This window comes from Streptomyces sp. NPDC047706 (assembly GCF_043204795.1).
GTDB lineage: Bacteria > Actinomycetota > Actinomycetes > Streptomycetales > Streptomycetaceae > Streptomyces.
Genome location: NZ_JBIDCW010000002.1, coordinates 131,650 through 153,467, shown reverse-complemented (window position 1 = coordinate 153,467; position 21,818 = coordinate 131,650). Strand labels below are relative to the sequence as shown.

19 protein-coding genes and 1 pseudogene are annotated in these 21,818 nt (G+C 75.1%); 8 read left to right on the top strand and 12 right to left on the bottom strand.

Features of this window, described 5'->3' with window-relative positions:
- Positions 1-5: 5 nt before the first annotated feature.
- On the bottom strand, positions 6-1,430 hold the full coding sequence (locus ACGF8A_RS02580) for a condensation domain-containing protein (RefSeq protein ID WP_393103435.1): 1,425 nt from the start codon (positions 1,428-1,430) through the stop codon (positions 6-8).
- Between the two features lie 199 nt (positions 1,431-1,629).
- The gene (locus ACGF8A_RS02575) at positions 1,630-3,333 is read right to left on the bottom strand and encodes a lysyl oxidase family protein (protein WP_393103433.1); all 1,704 of its coding nucleotides are present in this window, start codon (positions 3,331-3,333) and stop codon (positions 1,630-1,632) included.
- Between the two features lie 309 nt (positions 3,334-3,642).
- Here ACGF8A_RS02575 and ACGF8A_RS02570 point away from each other — a divergent pair, with 309 nt between their 5' ends.
- From ACGF8A_RS02570 to grpE, 3 genes are all read left to right on the top strand, one after another.
- Positions 3,643-4,401 carry a hypothetical protein gene (locus ACGF8A_RS02570; RefSeq protein ID WP_393103431.1) on the top strand — a complete coding sequence of 253 codons (759 nt, stop codon included), beginning with the start codon at positions 3,643-3,645 and terminating at the stop codon, positions 4,399-4,401.
- A gap of 284 nt (positions 4,402-4,685) precedes the next feature.
- On the top strand, positions 4,686-6,341 hold the full coding sequence (locus ACGF8A_RS02565; protein WP_393103429.1) for an alpha-amylase family glycosyl hydrolase: 1,656 nt from the start codon (positions 4,686-4,688) through the stop codon (positions 6,339-6,341).
- A gap of 115 nt (positions 6,342-6,456) precedes the next feature.
- Positions 6,457-6,903 (top strand): nucleotide exchange factor GrpE, encoded by a 447-nt coding sequence (grpE, locus tag ACGF8A_RS02560; RefSeq protein ID WP_393103427.1) that lies wholly within the window; start codon positions 6,457-6,459, stop codon positions 6,901-6,903.
- A 136-nt stretch (positions 6,904-7,039) separates the two neighbouring features.
- Here the strand turns inward: grpE and ACGF8A_RS02555 are convergent, their stop codons facing one another.
- Positions 7,040-7,993, bottom strand: coding sequence for a nucleoside hydrolase (locus ACGF8A_RS02555; RefSeq protein ID WP_393103425.1), 954 nt, complete (start codon positions 7,991-7,993; stop codon positions 7,040-7,042).
- Positions 7,994-8,117: 124 nt separating this feature from the next.
- Complete coding sequence (locus ACGF8A_RS02550) at positions 8,118-8,372, bottom strand: hypothetical protein (protein WP_393103423.1); 255 nt, start codon at positions 8,370-8,372, stop codon at positions 8,118-8,120.
- Between the two features lie 267 nt (positions 8,373-8,639).
- Between ACGF8A_RS02550 and ACGF8A_RS02545 the strand changes: the two genes are divergently transcribed.
- The gene (locus ACGF8A_RS02545) at positions 8,640-9,434 is read left to right on the top strand and encodes a hypothetical protein (RefSeq protein WP_393103421.1); all 795 of its coding nucleotides are present in this window, start codon (positions 8,640-8,642) and stop codon (positions 9,432-9,434) included.
- A 116-nt stretch (positions 9,435-9,550) separates the two neighbouring features.
- On the opposite strand, the gene ACGF8A_RS02540 is transcribed toward ACGF8A_RS02545, so the two are convergent.
- Both ACGF8A_RS02540 and ACGF8A_RS02535 read right to left on the bottom strand, forming a co-directional pair.
- Complete coding sequence (locus ACGF8A_RS02540; RefSeq protein ID WP_393103419.1) at positions 9,551-10,282, bottom strand: GAF and ANTAR domain-containing protein; 732 nt, start codon at positions 10,280-10,282, stop codon at positions 9,551-9,553.
- A gap of 232 nt (positions 10,283-10,514) precedes the next feature.
- The gene (locus ACGF8A_RS02535; RefSeq protein WP_393103417.1) at positions 10,515-10,697 is read right to left on the bottom strand and encodes a hypothetical protein; all 183 of its coding nucleotides are present in this window, start codon (positions 10,695-10,697) and stop codon (positions 10,515-10,517) included.
- A 217-nt stretch (positions 10,698-10,914) separates the two neighbouring features.
- Here ACGF8A_RS02535 and ACGF8A_RS02530 point away from each other — a divergent pair, with 217 nt between their 5' ends.
- The gene (locus tag ACGF8A_RS02530) at positions 10,915-12,258 is read left to right on the top strand and encodes a helix-turn-helix domain-containing protein (RefSeq protein ID WP_393103830.1); all 1,344 of its coding nucleotides are present in this window, start codon (positions 10,915-10,917) and stop codon (positions 12,256-12,258) included.
- A 21-nt stretch (positions 12,259-12,279) separates the two neighbouring features.
- Here ACGF8A_RS02530 and ACGF8A_RS02525 read toward each other — a convergent pair whose 3' ends face one another.
- The 5 genes and pseudogenes from ACGF8A_RS02525 to ACGF8A_RS02505 all read right to left on the bottom strand — a co-directional run bounded on the left by ACGF8A_RS02525 (position 12,280) and on the right by ACGF8A_RS02505 (position 19,211).
- A complete protein-coding gene (locus ACGF8A_RS02525; RefSeq protein ID WP_393103415.1) occupies positions 12,280-13,635 on the bottom strand; it encodes an extracellular solute-binding protein in 1,356 nt (451 codons plus the stop codon).
- Positions 13,635-16,490, bottom strand: a complete 2,856-nt coding sequence (locus ACGF8A_RS02520; RefSeq protein WP_393103413.1) for a caspase family protein — start codon at positions 16,488-16,490, stop codon at positions 13,635-13,637. Before ACGF8A_RS02520 ends, ACGF8A_RS02525 begins: the two co-directional genes overlap by 1 nt.
- A gap of 4 nt (positions 16,491-16,494) precedes the next feature.
- Positions 16,495-16,854: a hypothetical protein gene (locus ACGF8A_RS02515; protein WP_393103411.1), complete on the bottom strand. Its 360-nt coding sequence runs from the start codon at positions 16,852-16,854 to the stop codon at positions 16,495-16,497.
- Positions 16,855-16,916: 62 nt separating this feature from the next.
- A pseudogene (locus tag ACGF8A_RS02510) lies at positions 16,917-17,875 on the bottom strand (hypothetical protein).
- A 148-nt stretch (positions 17,876-18,023) separates the two neighbouring features.
- A complete protein-coding gene (locus tag ACGF8A_RS02505; RefSeq protein WP_393103408.1) occupies positions 18,024-19,211 on the bottom strand; it encodes a PP2C family protein-serine/threonine phosphatase in 1,188 nt (395 codons plus the stop codon).
- Positions 19,212-19,331: 120 nt separating this feature from the next.
- Between ACGF8A_RS02505 and ACGF8A_RS02500 the strand changes: the two genes are divergently transcribed.
- Entirely contained in the window at positions 19,332-19,766 is a 435-nt protein-coding gene (locus ACGF8A_RS02500; protein WP_393103406.1) for a hypothetical protein, read from the top strand.
- Here the strand turns inward: ACGF8A_RS02500 and ACGF8A_RS02495 are convergent.
- Complete coding sequence (locus ACGF8A_RS02495) at positions 19,763-20,209, bottom strand: ATP-binding protein (RefSeq protein ID WP_393103404.1); 447 nt, start codon at positions 20,207-20,209, stop codon at positions 19,763-19,765. The two genes, ACGF8A_RS02500 and ACGF8A_RS02495, sit on opposite strands and share 4 nt — an antisense overlap.
- Before the next feature lie 171 nt (positions 20,210-20,380).
- Between ACGF8A_RS02495 and ACGF8A_RS02490 the strand changes: the two genes are divergently transcribed.
- Together ACGF8A_RS02490 and ACGF8A_RS02485 are read left to right on the top strand one after the other, a co-directional pair.
- On the top strand, positions 20,381-20,590 hold the full coding sequence (locus ACGF8A_RS02490; RefSeq protein ID WP_393103402.1) for a DUF397 domain-containing protein: 210 nt from the start codon (positions 20,381-20,383) through the stop codon (positions 20,588-20,590).
- Between the two features lie 250 nt (positions 20,591-20,840).
- Positions 20,841-21,773, top strand: coding sequence for a hypothetical protein (locus ACGF8A_RS02485; protein ID WP_393103400.1), 933 nt, complete (start codon positions 20,841-20,843; stop codon positions 21,771-21,773).
- Positions 21,774-21,818 lie beyond the last annotated feature (45 nt).

Genomic DNA, 21,818 nt, shown 5'->3' with positions numbered 1-21,818 from the left:
GTCCCCTACCCGTGGGGCGTGGGGCGTACGCCGGAGCGGCCGGCGACGAGGGCCTCCCGGGCCACGGCGACGACGTGCTCCCGCAGCCGCTCGGTGAACAGCCGCATGTTCTTGCGCGCGATGTCGGTGTCCGGGTAGCGGCTGGCGAGCTGGAGGCCCTCGTGGAGGCGGGTCAGCCAGACGCAGACCTGGTCGCCGTAGGACACCCGGATCAGGCCGTAGGCCTTCAGGTCCTGCCAGTGCTCGGAGCCGGTGGTGGCGCGGGCGTCGACGAAGGAGACGATCGAGTACAGGTCGGGGGAGGTGGGGCGGAAGTCGGCGCCGAGGAGCTTCAGCACGCGGGCGATGGGCTTGCGGGACAGCGGGCGGTTCTCGCGCAGGGCGGCGCGGACCATGCGCAGGGCGCCGTCGAAGTCGGGTGCCTGGGCGACGGGGACCTCGATCGGGGCGCCGCCGACGTACCAGCCGACGGAGTCCGACCACTGGGAGCGGACCCGGGTGTGGAAGGGCACGACCGTGCGGTAGACCTGCTGGCCGCCGATCTCACGGACGATGAGCGCGGTCGCGGCGAGCACGCCGACCAGGCTGCCGCCGTAGGGGCGGCAGTACGCCTCGAAGGCCGCGGCGTCGGCGTCGTCGACCAGCATCTCCTGCATGAACTTCTGCGTGGGCAGCGGCCCTTCGGGATCTAGACCGAGCTCGACGGGGAAGTTGGGCAGCTTCCCGTCGCACTGGACGATGAACTCCCGCCACCGGCTGACGATCTCGTGGGTGTCGTCGAGGCGGTCGGCCTCGGTGCGTTCCAGGGCGCAGAAGTCGACGTAACTGGCGGCGGCGGGCGCGTCGAGGCGCCGGCCGGCGGCGGCCGAGGCGTACAGCTCGTGGATCTCGGCGGGGATGCGGTGGATGGAGTGCGCGTCGACGTTGCTGTGGTCGAACGCCATGTAGACGCTGGTGCCGTCGTCCCGGACGACCGCGGTGTAGATGAAGTTGGGCCAGCTGAGCGCGTCCGCCACGGTGTCGAACCGGTCCTGCAGGTACCGGGTCAGCTTGCCCGCGTCACCGAAGGCGCCCTGGTCCCTGCGGTGCAGGAGCACGGCGTCCGCGTCGAGCGTGAAGCGCCGCATGTCGTCACCGATCCAGCGGAAGCCGCTGCGCAGCGTCTCGTGCCGCAGGGTCCAGGCCCGCAGGGCCTCCTGCAGCGTCCCGAGGTCGACCCGGCCCGGGATGTCGAAGGCCGCGCCGAGCCAGGTCGGCACGAACAGGCCGTCCTCCCGCACGGAGCGCGCGGTGCGCACGTGCGACTCCTGGACGTACGCCGGCGGCCGGGTGTCCTCCGGCATGTCGGCGGCGGCCCGCACCGCCGCCGGGTGCAGCGTCCACTCCACGAGCCGCCCGGGGCGGATCTCGCAGCGCTGGATGTCGGTCATTCGCACAGCATTCTCCGTTCGTCTGCCCACGGGAGACGACCGGCCGGGCACCCGTGTCTGCTGGTCATCGCTCGGTGCACAACGGGACCAACGCTCAGGGGTGTCGGAAGAAACGGCGGGCATACGAACGGCGGGCATACAGGGGAACGCCCCCGGCACGGCGGCCGGGGGCGTCCTGCGAGGGGTCACGAGGGACCGGTCAGGGGGCGTCGATCAGGTGGTGCGGGGGGACCTTGACCGTGCGGGCGCCCGGTTCGCCGCCCAGGACCACCTTGCGCAGGGCGACGTTGTTGTTGAGGTTGGTCTCCTTGAGCCGCTTCTCCGGGTTGGCGATCACCTCGATGTAGTACGTGCCGTTCGGCAGGTCGGTGACGTCGAAGGACTGGCCCGGACGGTACTGCGTGTACGTGTCGCCGGAGCCGACGTCGAGCACCTCACGGACCGAGAGGGAGTTCTGCTGACCGCACGCGGTCGACAGGTCCGTGTTGTACGGGTGCCAGTTGGCGTTCTTCACCGTGTAGTCCACGGCGTCGGTGTTGGCCAGGCAGAACGCCTCCTTGCCGCTGCGCACCTCCTTCGTCCGGTCCGCGCTCAGCAGGCGGTAGCTGGCGAAGTCGGTGAAGTGCCAGTGTTCGTGCCCGACGCGCGGGTCCCACTCCATGGTGCCGGTGGGCGTGTACCCGACCTGCTTGCCCTTGGCGTCGTAGAAGTACTGGTAGGCGTCCATCAGGTCCGCGCCCGGGCTGCGGAACCCGTCCACGACGAGCGGCGCGGGCCCGGCGTTCCACACGTTCGCGCTGAAGGCGAGGTAGTCCTTGCCCGGTACGTCGCCGTCCTCGCCGTCCGTGATGGCGATGTCCCAGGCGGGCAGCGAGCGCAGGTCGGGCTTCGGCACGTTCGCCGGGACGCCCGCGCGCCCGGAGGGCCGCTTCGCGTGGGGCTTCAGCGCGGGCGCGATCCGCGAACCGTCCGTGTGGCCCGGCCCGTCGCCCAGGTGCGAGGCTCGGCCCCGGTCCGCCACGGCGTGCGACAGCTGGGGCGGGGTGGGGGCGTCGGCGCCGCGCGGGCCGTAGTGGTGGGCGGTGTGGGCGTCCGGCGCGGCGGCGCCGTGCGCACCGTGCCCGCTGTGCGCGCCGTGGCCGCCGTGCTGCGCGCCGGAGCGCGAGGCGGCCGCGCCCTCACCGCCGCCCCCGTCGCTGATCTCCCGGACGGTCACCTTGACGGACGGCTGGTCGTTCGGGATGCCGAACAGGTCGCGGTACTTCTTCGCCACCGCGACCTTTGCCGTGTACTCGCCGGCCGGCAGGTCCACGGGCCTGTCGTAGTCCACGGTGCTGGAGTTGGACGCCCAGCCCTTCTCCACGCCCCACACGGAGCCCAGCGTCCACGGGTTCGTGGGGCAGCTCTCCGGGTAGTGCGAGGTGGCCGGGGCGTCCGGGCGGAGCCGGCCGGAGGCGTTGTTCGGGCAGAAGGTTCCCTTGGACTTCGAGACCTCCTGACCCGCGGCGTTCTTGATCGACACCTCCAGGAAGCCGGGCAGCCCGGAGAAGTCCTTCACCAGGCCGGCGGGCAGGGTCCTGGTCCGGACGCTGCGGCCGTCGCGCAGGATCTGCCGGGCGACCACCGGGTCCTTGTACGACTTCCGCGTCACCTTGAACTCCAGTGGCGCGTTGTCGACGGTCACGTACGTCCCGAGGTCAAGGTGGACCCCGGGCTCCCCCTCCCAGCGATCGAGCGTCACGGACTTCGACGCGGCGATCAGCCTGAGCTTCGGCTTGCCGGGCGTGGTGCTCGCCGGGCCGGCCCCGGAGGCGACGGCGGCGCCGCCCACGACGACGGTGAGCGCGGTGCCGGCGGCGAGCGCCGAACGCTTCACACGATTGCGGTGTTGCTGACTGGTCATCGGTTCCTCGTCTGCGAGTGCCGCCGGTGGGCGGCATCGGACCGGACAGCCCACGTCCGCGCGGCCACCGCTGTACCGACGCACCCCACGCGCCCGGCGGCCGTGACTCTGTGAGCATCCTGTGAGACAGGTGAATCCGGTGCGCGGGTTGCCTGCCGATGCCGGAGTTCGTGCGAACGGGGTGCCGGGAGGGCGACCGGGGACCGGCGAATCTGTGCAGGAGCGTCACACCGGCTGCACACCGTGGCCGGAATCCGTCGTTAGCGTTGCTGGCCGTTCGGGGGGCGTCGACTCAGGAAGACCGCGCAGATGGACTACTGGCAGATGGACTACTGCTCCTCGTGCCGACGGCATCTCAACGGCGCGCTGGCGTGCCCCGGATGCGGCGCCTACGCACCGGACATCGCGCCGGCGCCCCGGGCGCAGGCCGAGCCCGAGCCGGTCTGCGTCCCGCCGGTCCCGCAGGACGGGCCCGAGGCGGTGGCGGTCCCCGCGCGGGAGGGCCGCGCGGCCCGGCGCAGGCAGCGGATCCGCTGGAGGAGGAGTCAGCGCCGGGCCCTGGTGGCGACGGCGGTCGCCCTGGTCGGCGGCGGGCTGACCCTCACGAGCCTGGACCGCGGCGCCCGCACCGACCGCGCCCAGACGGCCGCGGCGCCCGAGGAGCTGACGCTGGAGACCGCACCGCGTACGCCGGCGCAGGGCACACCGCCCACGCAGGCCCTGCCGCAGGAGCGGCGCACCGCGCCCCGCCCGGCCGCCACGCCGTCCCCGGCCGCGGACGCCACGGCGAGCCGCTCGCACCGGCTCCCCACGGCCCCCGCCCCGCACAGCGCCCGCCCCGAGACCCCGGTCGCCGTCCCCTCGGCCCCCCGGCCCCCGCGGCACCGGTCGGACTCCCCCGTCCCCCCGGTGGAGCCGGCCCCCGCCGCGCCGCAGCCGGCCACGCCCCCCGCCGACCCGGGGACGCCTCCGGCCGCCCCCGCGACCCCGCCCCCCGCCCCGCCGCAGTCCGCACCACCGCAGTCCGCACCACCGCAGCTCTGTCTGCTGGTCATCTGCCTCGGCTGAGTCCCCGGCGGCCGCCGCGCCGGCTTCAGGACACGTCACCGCGCCGCGGTCCCGTATTCCTGCCGGTGGCGGCGGCGCGCCCGGCGTGAACCGGCGCGCGTCCCGACGCGGCCCTCCGCAGCGGGTGCGACGCGCGGGTACGCGCTCGCGCGCCTCCTCGTGCTCCCGGCCCCCCGCGTCCCCACACGCCGAGGTTCACCTTTCCGGTGTTGTGGACAAAGTCCTCGTATCGTCCGGCGCAGAGCAGCCCGACCCGCGCAGCGGCCGTACCCAGAGGAGCCCGAGTGAGCACTCCCGATCTCTCCCCCAAGAGCCCCGAGTGGTGGCGCCAGGCCGTCATCTACCAGGTCTACCCGCGCAGCTTCGCCGACGCCGACGGTGACGGCCTCGGTGACCTCAAGGGCATCACCCAGCGGCTCACCCACCTCGCCGCGCTCGGCGTGGACGCCCTCTGGCTCAGCCCCTTCTACCCGTCCGAACTGGCCGACGGCGGCTACGACGTGGCCGACCACCGCGACGTCGACCCCCGTCTCGGCAGCCTCGACGACTTCGGGGCCATGGTCGCCGAGGCCCACCGGCTGGGCCTGAAGGTGCTCGTCGACATCGTCCCCAACCACTCCTCCCACCAGCACGTCTGGTTCCAGGAGGCGCTGCGCGCCGGCCCCGGCTCCGCCGCCCGCGACCGTTACGTCTTCCGCGACGGCCGCGGCGCCCACGGGGAACTCCCGCCCACCGACTGGCAGTCCGTCTTCGGCGGCAGCGCCTGGCGCCGCGTCCCGGACGGCCAGTGGTACCTGCACCTCTTCGCTCCCCAGCAGCCCGACCTCAACTGGGAGAACGAGGAGGTGCGCGCCGACTTCCGCACCACGCTCCGGTTCTGGTCCGACCGCGGAGTCGACGGTTTCCGCGTCGACGTCGCGCACGCCCTCGCCAAGGACCTCTCCGAACCCCTGCGCGACCTCGGCGCCCCCGAACTGAGCGACGAGGCCGCGCTCGCGACCATGGCCCCGGGCAGCCACCCCTTCTACGACCGCGACGAGGTCCACGAGATCTACCGCGACTGGCGCAAGATCCTCGACGCCTACTCCCCGCCCCGGATGGCGGTCGCCGAGGCCTGGGTACCCGGCGCCCGCCGCGCGCTGTACGCCCGCCCGGACGAGCTCGGCCAGGCCTTCAACTTCGAGTATCTCAAGGCGCGTTGGGACGCCGTGGAACTCCGCGAGGTCATCACCGCCTCCCTCGCCACGGCGCACGCGGCCGGCGCCTCGGCCACCTGGGTGCTGTCCAACCACGACGTCGTCCGCCACGCCAGCCGCCTGATGCTCCCGGCGGGCACGGACACCGACGCCTGGCTGCTGTCCGGCGGGAACGCGCCCGCCGTCGACCCGGTGGCCGGCCTGCGCCGCGCCCGCGCCGCCACGCTGCTGATGCTGGCGCTGCCCGGCTCGGCGTATGTCTACCAGGGCGAGGAACTCGGACTCCCCGAGGTCGCCGACCTGCCCGCCGCCGTCCTCCAGGACCCCATCTGGGAGCAGACGGGCCACGTCCGCAAGGGCCGCGACGGCTGCCGGGTGCCGCTCCCGTGGACGAGGACCGGTCCGTCGTACGGCTTCGGCGCGAGCGGCGCCTGGCTGCCGCAGCCCGCGACCTTCGCCCTGTACGCCGTCGAGGCCCAGGACGGGGTCGAGGGCTCGACCCTGGAGCTGTACCGCACGGCCCTGCGGCTGCGCCGCAAGCTGCTCCAGGGCGAGTCACTGACCTGGTCCGACGACACCCTGCCCGGCGTCCTGCACTTCACCCGCTCGGACGGCTGGCGCTGCCTCGCCAACCTCTCCGGCCGCCCCGTACCCCTGCCGCCCGGCGAACCGCTGCTGTCCAGCGCGCCCCTGGAGCCCGACGGACGCCTGGGCCCGGACACCACGGTCTGGCTGGGCCGCTAGGCCCTGGGGCCGTCCCCGCTCCTCTTGACAAGCCGCGCCCCTCGGCTTACCCAGGGCTCGTAGGCACAGCTCACGTGCGCCGGACGTCGTAGGGGTGGGCGAGGAGGTGGCCTGGATGGCCGGAAGCCGGGCCTTCGGCGGGAGCACCCGCGCGGAACTGGCCGAGCGCACCGCCGACCTGCAGCGCGTGAAGGCCGAGTACGACAACTACCGCAAGCGGGTACGGCGGGACCGGCTCGCCGTGCGGCACATCGCGGTGGCCAACGTGCTGCGCGGGCTGCTGCCGGTGCTGGACGCCGTGGAACGGGCGTGCGCGCACGAGCCGATGACGCCGGGACTGCGGGAGATCTCCGAGACCCTCCAGGTCCAGTCCGGCGCGCTGGGCCTGGTGGCGTTCGGGGAGGTGGGCGACCCCTTCGACCCCTGCCGCCACGAGGCGCTCGCCCACCACGTCTGTCCGTCCTGCCCCCGCCCGACCTGCACGGCGATCCTGCGCCCCGGCTACCGGGTCGGCGACCAGCTGCTGCGTCCGGCCTGCGTCGAGGTCACCGGTCCGGAGTAACGCCGCGCCGGAATCTCCCGCCGCCGCGCCGCCACGCCACGACGGCCGTCCGGTACGGGGTGCCGTCGTGGCCGGCGCGTCGATCTCCCGGCACGGCCACCCGCCCGCACGGCCGCCTCCTGCGCGCCCCGCACGACTAACCCTCCACGGTCGCCAGCCAGAGCTTCACGTACCGCTCCTCGTCGACGTCCAACGCCACGTCGATCAGTGGCTGTTCGCCCGCCTCGCCGTGGATCTCCGCCTCACCCGGACGCGGCCGGAGGTCGACGACCGTCTGCCCGCGGGCCGGGCCCGGCGCGAGCGACACCTCGACGGGCAGCGCCCGCGTGGTGAGCCCGGCGGGGTCGACTACCGCGCAGAGGGCCCCCGCGTCACCGAGCCCGCCCGCCGGGTCCTCCTCGGTCCCCGGCCCGCGGTGGGCGAGCAGTTCGCCCCCGAGGCGCGCACCGGGCTCGGAGCCGGCCCGCAGCCGCCGTACGTCCGACGCCGGCACCACGACCCGCGTGAACACGTCCAGTCCGTACATCGTGATCGGCACGCCCGCGGTGAGCAGGATCGCGGCGGCCTCCGGGTCGTGCCACACGTTGAACTCGGCGACCGGCGTCGCGTTCCCGGCGGCCACCGCCCCGCCCATGAAGACGATCCGCTCGATGTTGGCGGTCACCTCCGGGTGGGTGCGCAGCAGCAGGGCGATGTTGGTGAGCGGGGCGGTCGGCACGAGGGTCACCGGCCGCGGGGAGGCGAGGATCTCGCGGCGCAGCAGCGTCACGGCGTCCACGTCCACGGGTGTACGGGCCGGCGCGGGCAGCCCGAGGTCGCCCATCCCGTCGTGCCCGTGCACATGGCGGGCCGAACGCGGTTCCTCGACCAGCGGCCGGGCGGCTCCCCGGGCGACGGGCACGTCCCCGGCGCCTGCCTGCTCCAGCACGGTGAGGGTGTTGCGCACGACGCCGTCCACGCCGGTGTTCCCCGCCACGCACGTGACCGCGCGCAGGTCGATCGCCGGGTGCCGTACGGCGAACAGCAGGGCCAGGGCGTCGTCGACACCGGTGTCGCAGTCGACGATCACCGGAATGGGCCGACCGTTCATACGGGCCTCCTTGTCACCGGGCCGTGCAGCCCCCTCGCTCCGCGAGCGACCTTACGCCGCGTACGCCCCTGGCGACGGGGCGCCTGCTACTCATCGGCCGGGGTGGGGTCGGTCCGGCCGACCGTCACCGCGGGCCACCGGAGTAGGCGAAGGCCCCGTTGCCGCGGGTGGCCGGGTGCCGGCCGGAGAGGGTCTCGCCCGCCTCCGCTTCGAGCTCCGGGGGTGTGACGGAGGCGGTGCGGTGTGCGGGGGTGGGAGTGGCGGACGGGGGCGCGGAGGGTGCGGCGCCCGGCGGGTGGGCGGTGGTGCAGGCGGCGACCAGGAGCGGGAGGAGCGCGCAGGCGGTGACGGGGGGCAGGTGCTTACGTCCTGGGCTCATCGGTCCGCCTCGGCTCGGGGATCGCGTGCTCGGCGGTCAAGTATCCGGAAGGTACGGAGAGTCCGTCCTGCGGAGCCACGCCCTTTCGAAAATCTGAGCGAGATGTGAGGTTCGGTCAGAGGCGGAGGGGCCTCCGGCCCGCCCGGACGAACCCGCTCACCCATCCGGCCCGACCGCCCGCCCCGTACGGCCCGGCGTGCTGGTGACCTGCCGGTTCAGGTGTTCCCGTGGACGTATCCCCGTCGGCAGTTCCCTGGAGGCACCCCGATGACCCCGTGCCCGCGTCCACGCTCCGCCGCCCGTCTCCTTCTCGTCTCCGCCCTGTCGGCGAGCGGGCTGCTCGCCCTCGGCGGCTGCTCCGGGCTCGCCTCCGACGTCGCGCGCTACGCGTCCGCCCCCCGGTCGGCCACCGCCTCCGCCGGGGTCTCCGCGACGCCCCCGCAGTCCGCTCCCGCCCTCACCGACGCCCAGGCCCGGTCCGCGCTCGTCACCGAAGCCGATCTCGGGGATCCGTGGGCGCCCACGCAGGGCGTCGCGACCTGGCGGGACGGGTTCCTCAAGGCCTCGGCCCCCGCCGGGATGCCCGACTGCCAGCGGCTGATCGACGCGCTGTACGGCGACGAGCTGCTCGGCGCCCCCGCCCGAGCCGTCGTCGGCCTCGACGACGGGTACGCCGGCGCCCAGCTGCGCTACCAGGTGTCCTCCCAGCGGGCCGCGGAGGTGGACGCGGCGCTGGTCTGGCTGCGGAGCCTGCCGCAGAAGTGCCGTCAGTTCACGGCCACCACCGCGCTCGGCGTCGTCCAGGGCGTGCAGGTCGCCGACTCGGCGCTGCCGGCGTTCGGTGACGCGCGGCAGGGCCTGCGGATCACGGTCACCCGCGTGAACCGCGGCGCGAGCGAGACCCTCACCCTGGATATCGCCGCCGTCCGCGTGGGCGAGGACGCGTTCACCGTCACCAACGGCGGGCTCGGCGAGGTCTTCACCGAGGTCACCCAGGCGGTAGCCGAGCTGGGGGCCGAGCGGCTCGCGGAGGTGCGCAAGCAGGCTCGGGCACAGGTCTGACACCCCGGCGTCCCACGGGCCCGGCCCGCGCGACGTGCCACCGGCAGTCGCCGTTCGGGGCGGAAGGGTTCCCGGAGCCCCGTGCGGCCGGCACCGGGGCCTGCCGGACAGGCCCCCTACCCGTCCCGTTCGAACCGCTGCCTGTGCGCCACCACGTCGTGCGCCACGTCCAGCACCGTCAGGCCCCGCGCGAAGGCGTGCCCCCGCAGCCGGGCCAGCGCCTCGTCCGCGGCGACGCCCAGCTGGGCCATGACCATGCCGATGGCCTGGTAGACCTCGTCGTGCTCGGTGGCCAGTTCGCTGAGCCAGAGGCCGCCCGGGGGCCGGTGGCCGCTCTCCTCGCCGGTGGGCAGGGACATCAGGGCGATCGTCATGACGCCGGCCATGACGTCGGCGGTGCGCAGTTCGCCGGGACTGAGCACGCCGGGTACGTCGCGGTAGAGGTCGAGCGTCCCCAGGCATCCCGCGTCGTCGCCGAGCGGCAGCGCGTACACCGCCCGTACCCCGAGTGCCGTCGCCTGCTGGGCGAAGACGGGCCAGCGGCGGGTGTCCGCGCCGCCCGCCAGGTCGGCGGCGATCACGGGCGCGCCGGTGCGCGCGGCGTGCAGGCAGGGGCCCTCGCCCAGGGTGGCCTGGACCTCCATCAGATACGCGGCCCGGTCGTCGCTGGCGCTCAGCGGCACGGGCATGCCCTCGTTGCACAGCGACACGCTCGCACGGGCCACGGGCAGCAGGCGGACCGCGACGTGGCACAGTCTGCGGGGTATCTCTCCGGGCTCGGCGCCCCGGACCCCGTCGGCGATGGCGGCGGCGGCCCACGTCCCTTCCGGATCGTCCCTCGGCCGCACGGCGCCTCCCTCCTCCGACGACCTGTACGGACGACGTGGGGTGGCGGTGCCGCGCCACACCAGCGCCCACGCGCCGCCCGGGATCCTGGCCCGACTACCCCGGGCCGGACCTGCCGAAACCGCGCGCAGGCCGCCGCGGCGGCGAGGCGGCCATGTGCATGCTCATGGGCGGGGCTCGGCGACGACGGCGGTCACCACCGCGACCCCGAAGGACACGCGAGGACCCGCCGCGCTAGCCACGCACGCCGTGCACGGCCGCCGGCACCGGCTCCGCCGTCCGCACCGGCTCCGCCGCCCGCGCCGGCCCCGCGTTCGCCGCCGTGATCAGGCCCACGGCCGCGACGACCGCCGCGGCGAACGCCCGCGCGTAACGGGCGGAGGGGCGTCCGTGGGGAGCGGATGTGGGTCCGTGCACGGCAGCCTCCGCAACGACAGTGGGGGATTAAGCGGCCTTAATCTTGTTCCTAACCTAGGGGGTCGTGAGGGCCAACCGGAAGAGGGGCAGGCGGAGTTGGCCGACCCCGCCGGCCCCGGACGGCGACAGCGGGACCACCCGTCCATCCACCCCCAGCAGCGCGTGCTTCCTCCGAAACACCCTCTGCGTAAGTCCACTTACTGGCATGATTAAGCCCATGGCGAAGCGGGACGACCCGGAGATCATCGGGCGCAGGGTGCAGCAGCTGCGGCACGAACGCGGCCTCACCCAGCGGCAGTTGGCCGAACCGGCCTATACCCCCGCCTACATCTCCACCCTGGAGGCCGGCCGCGTCCGCCCCTCCGACGACGCGCTGCGGCACCTCGCCGACCGGCTCGGCGTGGCCTTCGACGAGCTGGCCACCGGCCGGCCCGCCCACCTCGCCACCGACCTCAGACTGCGGCTGACCGGCGCCCAGCGCACCCTCGCCGGCGGGGAGGCGGAGGAGGCCGGGGAGCGGTACGCCGCCCTGCTCGCCGAGGCGGAGTCGCACGGGCTGGTCGAGGAGCAGGCCACCGCGCTGCTCGGGCTCGGCGAGTGCGCGCTGGACACCGGTGATCTGGCCGCCGCCCGGCAGCACTTCGAGCGCGCCGAGCAGACCCTCCTGGAAGCACCCCTGCCCGCCCGCGTCCCCGCCCTGCGCGGCCGCGCCGTCGCCCACTACCTCGCCGGCGAACTCCGGTACGCCGTCTACCTCCTGGAGACCACCCTCGACGAGCTGAACCGCGGCGGACTGCACGACCCGGACGCCCTGCTCCTGCTCTACGCCGCCGCCATCGGCCCCTACATGGACATGGGCGCCCACGCCCGCGCCGCCCAGGCCGCCGAGTTCGCGCTCGCCCTCGCGCCCCGGGCCGGCGACCCCGCGCTGGTCGCCCGGATGCACCGCCAGGTCGCCCGCACCCTGGTCGCCGAGGGCCGGCTGGCCGAGGCCGACGCCTCGCTGGCCAAGGCCGCGGAGATGTACCGCCAGCTCCAGATCCGCACCGAACTCGCCAACTGCCACTGGATGCGCGGCTACGTCCACGCCCAGAACGGCGACCTGGAGCACGCCGAGTCCGAGCTGCGCGCCGCCCAGGACATGCTCTCGGCCAAGCGGGCCTCCCTCTACAGCAGCCAGGTGGCCGTCGAGCTCGCCGACGTGCTGCACCGGCGCGGCAAGTCCGGGGAGGCCGCCGCCCTGCTGCACGGCGTGCTCGGCGATCTCTCCTCCGAGCGCGGCGCCGTGCACGCCGCCGCCGCGCACCGGCTGCTCGGGCGGATCGCCGAGGACGCCGGGGACACGGAGTCGGCGGAGGAGCACTATGTCCGGGCCCTCAGCCTGCTGGAGCGCGCGGGCGCCGCCGGTGACCTGGCCGACCTGTGCCGGCTGCTGGGCGATCTGCTGCGCCGCACCGGACGGGTGGAGGCGGCGCTTGACGCGTACCGGACGGGCCTTGGCCACCGGACGGCGCCGGGCACCACCACCCTCGGGCCCGCACCCGCGCAGCCGCCCCTGTGACCAGGGCGCCGGCGAGGGACGTCAGTGCGGCAGTGCCCCTCTGAGCGCCTCGTCCAGGCTCTCCGCCAGGGCCGCGTCCCCCGGTGGGCTGTCGCCGAACAGCGCGCCCAGCCGGGCCGTGAAGGTCTGGGTGAAGGCCCCGTACTGGGCGGTGCGCGGGCGCTGCACGGCGTCGCGCAGGGCCGGGAGCAGGATGCGGCGGGCGTAGGCGGGGCGGCCCGCGGGGTCGCGGGGTGTGCGGTCGGCGCCCTCGCCCGACGGGGACGGTGCCGCCGCCGGCGCGGTGCAGCGTACGGCGTCGTCCGTGTAGGCCGAGGTGCGCGTCGCCGCGAACCCGGCGTCGAGCAGGCAGCGCTCGCTCTCCTTGCCGGTGAGGTACCTGATCAGTTCCTGTGCCTTCCCCGGCCGTTTCGAGGCCCGCGTCACCGCGAGGTTCTGCCCGCCGAGGACGGCCCGGCCGGGCAGCGGGGCGACGCCCAGCTGTGCGTCGGTGAGGGTCTGGTGGAGGGTGAAGTAGGCGTAGGGCCAGTGCCGCAGGAACGCGGTGCGGCCCTCCTCGAAGTCACCGAGGGTGGCGGCCTCGTCGGAGTGGACGGCGTCCTTGAGGAGGTACGGCGCCCGGGTGCGCCGGCGCAGTTCGGCGATACCGTCCGTCAGCTGCCCGGCGGTGGCGGCGTAGCGGCCGTCGGCGTCGGTGAGGGCGAGGCCGGGCACGGCCGACGCGAACGCCTCGACGGCGTTGACCGTGCGGCCCTCGTAGGCGGCGAGCTGGGTGGTCCAGCCCTTCTCGTAGCCCTCGGGCCGGCTCTCGTCGAGGGAGTCGGCCATCGCCTCCAGCTCCTGCCAGTCGAGCCCGCCGCTGAGGTCGGTGCGCTGCACGCCCCCGGCGCGGAGGTGGTCGCGCCGGTAGTAGAGCAGCCCGACGTCGCTGTTGAACGGCACCGCGTACACGCGGCCGTCCCAGCGGGCCGTGCCGGCGACGGACGCGACGACGTCGGTGTCGAGCACCTCGTCGGGCAGCGGGCGGACGAGTCCGGCGGCGGCGAACTCCGGCACCCACGTCACGTCCAGCAGGACGACGTCGTAGCCGGCGCTGCCGGACTGCAGGGCGCCGAGCAGCTGGCTGCGCTGTTCGTCGGCGCCGCCGGGGAGTTCGACCAGGCGGGCCCGGTAGAGGGTGCCCGCCTTCTGCTGCTGCCGGTTCCAGGCGTCGATCAGCTGCTGCCGTATGCCGTTCTTGCCGGTGACGTCACGCCCGCCGGCGACCACGATGTCGCCCTCCACATCGGCGGTCGGCGTGGCCCGCGTGCCGTCCCCGCCGCCGGTGCACGCGGCGAGCAGCAGCAGGACCAGCAGGGCCGCGAGCCGTCGGATCATCACTCTTCCCCCGTTCCCGTGCGGGCCACCTCGGCGCTCAGCCCTGTGCCCAGTTCGTCGTCGGCGTCCAGGCAGCGGCCGCCGCTCGCCGTGGAGATCAGGGCGCCCGGCCTTCCCGCGTCGCAGCCGCCGCTCACCAGGGACACCGTCGTGATCGGCACGTCCGTCAGGCGTGCCCGGGTCAGTACGTCGTCGAGGCGGGCGCCGGTGAGCCGGCCGGCGTCCTCGTCGTCGGTGATGTGCACGATCAGCTGGGGCCGGTCGTCGTCGGCGCCCCGCGCGGCCATCTCCGCGAGCGCGGCCACCAGCGCGGCGTGCGGATCGGCCTCGGCGTCCCGGATCCGGGCCCCGGCGTCGATCACGGCCTCGGCGGCACCGCGGCTGTGCGGGGCGAAGGGCAGCAGCGTCTCGTAGGACCGGTCCCGGGCACTGTCGGCGACCGCCCACACGCCGTACTCGTCGCGCCCGCCGAGCCCGCCCAGCGACTCCTTCAGCAGGCCTGGGCCGCCGCTCGGCCCCCGCCACCGCCCGGCCATCGAACCCGAGCTGTCGAGCAGGAACAGCACCCGGCCGGGCCCGCGCGCGTCGCGGTACCTGCGCAGCGCCGTCTCCATCGCGTCCCGCCCGGCGGACTCGATGAGCAGGGACGGCGCGGGCAGCACCCCGGCCGCGACCTCGTCCGTGTCCAGCAGGGCCCGGTCGCCGGTCGCGGCGCGGAACCCGGCCGCGCCGAAGGCGGCCCGTCCGCCCGGCCCGGCCAGCCACACCCGGAAGTCCTCGGCCGCCCGGTCCCGCGCGGCCCGGTCGAGGTCGGCGCCCTCCCAGCGGACCCGGACGAAGACGGGCTCCAGGCCCGGTACGTCGCCGGGGTAGTGGGCGGTGCGCGGGCTGCGCGTCGTACGGTCGCAGCCGACGCCGCTGCGCATCAGGAACTCCGGTACGAGGGCGGCGGTGCGGTGGTCGGTGCCGTCGTCTTCCGGCAGCGCGCACAGCAGGTCGGCGGCCGTACGGGAGGGCGGTCCCGGCGGCGCGATCCGCTGCTCCACCCGGCCGGGGTCGGCGCCTGGGCCGTACAGGCCGATCGTGGCGAGCAGCGCCGCGTCGGCGAACTCCGGGTCGGGGCGGCGCACTTCGGCGTCCGGATGGCGCTCGCGCAGGGCGTCGAGCATCCCGGACAGCGGGCCGCCGACCCGCTCGTCCAGGGAGTCGGCGGCGAGCTTCGTGGGCACGGCCAGCACGACCGGGGAGTACGCCAGCGCCCGCTCGTCCGGCTCCAGCAGGGCCAGCGCGTCGGTGTCCTGGCCGGTGGTGACCCGGGCGGCGTCCGCCCGCGAGGCCGGGATCCAGATGTCGGGCTGGGGGCCCACGTCGCGCTGCGGGTTGGGTCCCGCTTCCCGGGGCTCGTGCCAGGCGCCCGACTCGCGGCGCAGCGCGGTGACCGCGTCGGCGGAGCCCGCGCTGTACACCGTGATGCCGCTGCGCCGGCAGCCGTCGCCGGTGGTGTTCGCCTCCGACGTCAGATAGGCGACGGCCGCCGCGCCGACCGTCGCCTCCAGGTCGGGGTCGGTCAGGACGCGCAGCTCCAGGGGCGGCGCGCAGTCGGAGGGGCCGCCGGCGAGGCCCGCCAGGCCGTGGACGCCGAGGCCGGTGGCGGTGAGGGAGAGCAGGGCCGTCAGGACGGTACGCCACGCCCCGGTCCGCCGGGCGAGGCGGCGGACGGACCGCGGCGGGCCGGGTGAGCGGCTCGGGCGTGCGGGCACCTGGCCGCCGGGCACGGCGGCGCCCTGCCCGGGTGACCGGCGGGGCGGCCGGGGCGCGGGCGGCTGTCCGGCACCGGCCCGGCCCGGAGGCGTGGCCCCGCCGTCGCGGCCGTGCGGCGGTCGCCGCTGCGCGGCCGGCCGTGCGGCGCCGGGGCGGCCGGGGGCCACGTGCCCCGCGAGCCGGCCGTGCGGCCGGTGCGGCTGTCCGGTACCGGGGTGGCCCGAAGCCGCAGGCCCACCGCTGCGTCCGTGCGGCCGGTGCGGCTGTGCGGGCTTCGCGTCCGGTGACGGCCCGGGCTGCCGTACCGGCGGCCGCACGGCACCGGGGCCGGGGCCCGGTGGCCGTACGCCCCGCTGCTCCCGCGCCGACATCAGCACGTCCTCGTCGTGCTCCGCCCGGCTCTGCGGCGTCCACACCTCCCCCCGCATCGTCTCGTGACGCCCCTCGGTCATCCGCTTGCGCAGCGCGTCCGAGACGTCCCGGAACCCCAGCTCGCCGGGGGCGTCGAGCAGGTGCAGCAGCTCCGCGGTGAACGGTGTCGGCGTCCCGCCGTCCCCCGCGTCGGTGCGGTGGTTGGCCTGCACGCTCATCAGCAGCAGCACGCGCCGCTTGTCCCGGAAGTGCTCCCAGATCCATGCCGCGTTGCCCGCGAAGCAGCAGTCGAGGACCACCACGATCCGCTCGGCGGGGCTGCTGGCCAGCCAGGTCAGCACGGTCGTGAACATCTCCGCGCCGGGGAAGACCGCGTGCCCGCCCGCGATCACGCTCGCGTTGCGCATCTGCAGGAACAGCTCGTCACCCGCGCTGGGGATGGCGCCGTGCCCGGCGAAGTACAGCAGGAGCAGCCCCTCGGCCTCCTCGGCGGCCGTGCGCAGCGCGCGGCCGAAGTCGTCCAGCGAGGGCGAGCGTTCGACCGTGACGCCGTCCGCGCCGAAGACCCCGCCCCGGGCGAGGGCCCGCTGAAGCAGGTCCAGATTGTGCTCGACGGCCGGCAGTTCGCCGGGCACACCGTGGGGCGGCTCCGTGAAGTCGTAGCGGGAGACACCCACCAGCAGTGCCCGGTTCACCCTCCCCCGCGGGTCGAAACGGGTCACCGGCCTACCCGTCGAGGTCGACTGGGTCCACGCGGCCCTCGGGCGGATCGCCGTCCTCCACCTCGCGCCGGTTGGCCCGCCAGGCCTCCACGGCCTGCCCGACCTGCACCAGCAGCTGGTTGAAGACGACCGTGGCGCCGGCGCTGACCAGCGCGATGACGATCTCCATGCCGACGCCCATGGGCGCGCCGGTCTCGTCGGTGCGGCGCCGCTCGTGGATACGGAGCCGGCCCGACCGCACCATCTCGTCGAGACCCTGCTCCCGCTCCAGCCACTTGTGCAGCGCGCCGATGTCGCTCTCGGTCGCGGTGTCGTCCAACCGGACGCGGATGACCCGGTTGGCCACTTCGTCCCCGTAAGCCATGACTCACCATCATGGCACCGGGGTTGCCGTCTGGGGAGGGTGCGGACGCGGGCGGCGCGGATTCAGCTCTGCGTCTGGAGCTGGCGCAGCTGCCGCTGTACGTGGTCCAGGGCGCCGGTCCGCCTGCCCGGCACCCGGCCGCGCAACTCGGCGAGCACGGGACCCAGTTCGCGGGCCCGTGCCGGGTCGCGGATCTCTCCCCACTGGTGGTGGGCACGGTCGACGGCCGCCTCGACGGCGGGCGTGTCCGGTGCCTGCCCGGCGGCGAGCCGGGCGGACGCCACCGCCAGCCAGGTGCGGCAGCTGCGGGCCGCGTCCCCCGCGAACATCGCCAGGTCCGCCCTGACCTCCGACCAGTGCAGCGCCTCCTCGGAGGCGGCGCCGTGCGCCCGGGCGGCTGCCTGCTCCCAGCGGGCGGCCAGCCCGTCGGCGTCGGTGTGCCGGCCGGCCCGCACGGCGGCGGAGACGGCGGCGTGCGGATCACTGGCGCCGGGCGCCCGGGTGGCGAGCACGAGGCCGGGGTGCTCCCCGGTGATCCGGCTCAGCGCCTGCTCGTGCAGCTGTTCGACGGGCGGCCGGTGCCCGCTGCGCAGGATGGTCGCGACGGCCTTCATGTACGCCGGCCCGGCGACGGTGCGGCGTTGCGGAGGACCAGGGTCGTGGTGCCCGGCGCGCGCAGCCGTAGCTCCTCCCGGAGCCAGTGCCAGGGGAAACCCGTGTAGCGCGCGGTGGCCGGCGTCGTCCGTGCCAGCGCCAGGTGCGGCAGCCGCTGGCGCCGGTCGAGCAGGATCTGCCCGGTGACGAACACCGTCAGGGGCCCCACCGCCCCGGCGGCCGCCCGCAGCCGCGTCAGCACGGCCTGCGGCTCCACCGGGTCGGCCAGCTCCACGACGTTCGCGGTGTCGGCGCCCGCCAGCACCCCGGGCGGGACGGCCGCCAGCACGGGAAGCACCGTCGCCGCATCCACCAGCCGCCCCTTCCCCACGGGCGAGGCGGCCACCAGCAACACGGTCCCCGGCATGGTCCCTCCCTGTCGATCACGTACGTCAGCACCGTAACCGCTGCGAAGACCGGCGGGGCCGGGACGGTCGACGCCCGCCCGATCGCGCGTGAAACGGCGCGATGTGCCACCGCCCGTCCGGGGCACCGCCGAGGCGCTCGCGCCCGCTTCAGAGCCTGCGCACCGCGAACACCGTCGTGTCGTCCACCAGACGGCCCCGGGAATGCCGCAGCACCCCGTCCCGCACGAAGGCCACCAGCCGTCTCGGGCGGGCGGTCCGCTCGTCGGCGGTGAGCGCGCGGGTCACCTCGGCGGTCAGCGGGTAGAACGTGCCGTCCGGGGCCCGCGCCTCGGTGACGCCGTCGGTGGTGAGCAGGAGCGTCTCGTCCGCGGCGAAGGGGAATCTGCGCACCGGGGGCAGGGTGGGCACGCCCGGCGGGACGAGCTCGCCCAGGCCCAGCGGCAGGCCGCCGGTCGTGGGCAGGGTGCGGACGCCGCGCGGACCGGCGATGAGCGGCGGGTCGTGGCCGAAGTTGACGACGTCGACCGCGTCCGTCCCGTCCGCCGGGAAGCCGAGCAGCAGGGCGGTGGCGAAGCGGTCGCTGTCCGTGCGGCCGAGGGCGGCGGCGTGGTCCCGGTGCCGCCGGATGCGTACCGTCAGGCGCTCGGCGACGGTGGCCAGGTCCGGCTCGTGGTATCCGGCCTCGCGGAACGTGCTCAGCAAGGCCGCCGCCGCCTCGACCGCGCCGAGGCCCTTGCCCTGGACGTCACCGACGAGGACGCGGGTGCCGTGCGGGCCGGGCTGGATGTCGTAGAAGTCGCCGCCGACCCGGGCGTCGGTGTCGGCCGCGAGGTACACGGCGGCGTGCGAGAGGCCGCCCCACTCGGCGGGCAGGGGGCGCAGCACGGTACGGCGGATCGTCTCCGCGATGCTTCGGATGCGCAGCAGCCGCTCCTCCCCCCGGATGCGGACCACACACGCCGCCGTGGCCAGCAGGCCGCCCATCGCGATCAGGATGAGGTCGGGCATCCAGGCCTGGAACTCGTCGGGCCAGGCGCTGTCCACGATCAGGTACGCCAGCAGCGACAGCACCGCGAAGGCCGCCGTGCCCCACGCCCCGCAGATCGCGGCGGCGATGCCGGGGACCAGCACGATCCAGGAGGCGATCCGGAAGTCGCCGGCGGTGTTGGCGTCCACCACCGCGATCGTGATGAGCAGCAGCAGCGGAGGTACCCAGGCGACACTGCGGCCACGGACACGCAGCATCTGGTGCCGGTGCAGGGCCTCCCGGCGCCCGGACCGGGTGAACCGGACGAGCAGGCTCTGCCCGCCGCGCCCGCTCGCGGGCCTGGTCATGCACCACAGCGAAACACGGCCCGGTACCCTGCGCATCCGTTGCCCCGCGCCGGCCGACTTGCCGCCCGCCCTTCTCCGGTGTGCCCTGGAAGGCGGGGGCGAGGAGAGAGGAGTGCTCCCATGGCTCATGCGGCACCCGCATCCGGCGCGCCCACCGCCCGGCCCGGCGCGACGCGCCTGCCGGACGTCTTCAGCACCCGTACGCACGCGATCGCCCGCTGGGCCTGGCCGGTCGCCCTCGGGCTGGTCTACGGCTACTGGGCCGCGGCCAACCGGCGCGACCCGGGCCCCATCACCGGCTGGAACCTGCTCTTCGGATTCCTCACCGCCCTCGTGTTCATCCTGGCGTACGTCGCGGTACGGGAGATCGCGGGGCGGGTCCACCGCGGCGCGCACGCACTGATCTGGGCGGTCTTCGCGGGCGTCGCGTTCGGCTTCCTCTACGGCCAGATCGGCTACAGCGTGCTGCGCTCGGCCCTGATGTCACTGGTGATCGCGGGGGCTTTCTTCGCGGTGCTGTTCTACCGCTACTACACGCACGGCGACAGGGCCTAGCCGGCCGGGGGTGGGCAGGACGGGTCGCGTGCCGTGAGGCGGAGTTCGGCCCAGACGGTCTTGCGCGGGAAGCGGTCCCCGACCACGCCCCAGCGGTCGGCCAGCGCCTGCACCAGCAGCAGGCCCCGGCCGGACTCGGCGCCCGGGGAGGGCGCCTGCGGCCGGGGAAGCCGTTCGCCGCGCGTGTCGGTGACCTCGACGCGCAGGACGTCGCCCACGACGTAGAGCATCAGCCGGAAGTCACGACCCCCCACCCGGCCGTGTGTCGCCGCGTTGGCGGCGAGTTCCGCGACGATCTGCCGTCCCGGGTCCAACGGGATCTCCCACGAGCGGAGTTGCTCGGTGGCGAGCAGACGGGCGAGGCGGGCGCCGCGCGGCGTGGAGGACAGTTGCACGCTGAAGCTGCGGATGCCGGTGTCGAGTTCGGCGGATTTCCGGTTCACGTCACTCAGCGTGGCCGTGCGCACCTACCGTGAGAAGCCACTCAGGGAATACGTACGGTGACTGTCCGGATGCCGTCCGGCGCTGTCCGGGCTGTCAGGGCGGTTCGTACGAGCGCAGGCCCTCCCGCCCGGGGAGTCGCCGGCCTTCATCGAGCAACTGCTGGGAGACACATGATGCGCAAGGCCCTCGCCGGGGGCCCTTCCGAACCGGCGTGGTTCAGGAGCAGCTACAGCGGCGGCACCGACGGCGAATCCTGCGTCGAGATCGCGGTGGCGCCCCGCACCATCCACGTCCGCGACTCCAAGCAGACCGACGGCCCCCACCTCGGCCTCACCCCACAGGCCTGGACGGCATTCGTGACGTACGCCTCGGCAGGCTGACCTCCCCGGCGGCGCACACGTATGGACCCCGGCGTGGTGGCCGGGGTCCATACTTTCCCTCATCCCTCCACTCACCGGACGACAGGCAGCGCGCCCCTGTCGTCCGACGAGGTCCGAGAACACTTCCCTTCCAGGAAACACCCGTTCGGCCCAACCCTCCACCGGAGGCGGAGCCCCCACGGCTCGACGCATACACCCGATCGCAGCCGTACCGCTCGCACCGCCCGGCTTCGGGCCGTTGCCTGGAAGGGTGTCCTCCAGGCCAGCACCTGCACGCGCAATCCGGCTGCGCGGCGCCCTGTCCGCCGCGCTGATCGCCCTGTGCTGCCTGTTCACGCCGCTCGGCGCGCTGTCCGCCTGGGCGGCGTACGGCCTGGCCGACACCGGGCGTTACGTCCGCACCATGGCGCCGCTGGCCGGTGACCCGGCCGTGCGGGACGCGGTCGCGGACACCGTCGGGGACGCGGTGGCGCGGCGGATCGGCGGGACGCCGGGCACGATGGGCCCGTTCGCGCGGGACGCGGTGCGCTCGTTCACGCAGACCGACGCCTTCCGGGCCGGCTGGGACGCGGCGAACCGGGCCACGCACGGCGCCGTGCTGCACGCCCTGCGCGACGACGACCGGCCGCGCACCGCCCCGGTGACCGTCGACCTCGCGCCCGTGACCACCCGCATCAAGGACCGCCTGGCCGGCGAGAACATGCCGCTGGCCCACCGCATCCCGGTCCGCCACACCGAGGTCGCGGTGCTCGCGCCCGGCGATCTGGACCGGCTCCGAAAGGGATACGACGTGCTCGAAGTCGCCGCCCTCTGGCTGCCCGTCGCGGCCGTCACCTTCGCCGTCGCCGGGATCGCCCTCGCGACCTGCCGTCGCCGCGCGATCGCCGCGACCGCCCTCGGCACGGCCCTCGGCGGCGCCCTGCTCGGCGTGGCCGTGGCGGTCGGACGCCGGCTCACGCTGTCCGACCTGCCCGCGTCGGTCTCCCGCCCCGCCGCGGGCGCCGTCTACGACGCCCTCACCGCGACCTTGCGCACGGCGTCCTGGCTGCTCGTCACCCTCGGCCTCGCGGTGGCCCTTCTCACCTGGCTCACCGGCCGCTACGACCGCCGGCTGCGACGCCGGCCGGTACCCGGGACGCCCGGCCCGGTTCCACCCCGGCGACCGACCCGGGCCGAGGCGTAGGACGACGCCCCTGTGGCGCCCGGCCGGCGGCGGGACCGTCCTCGC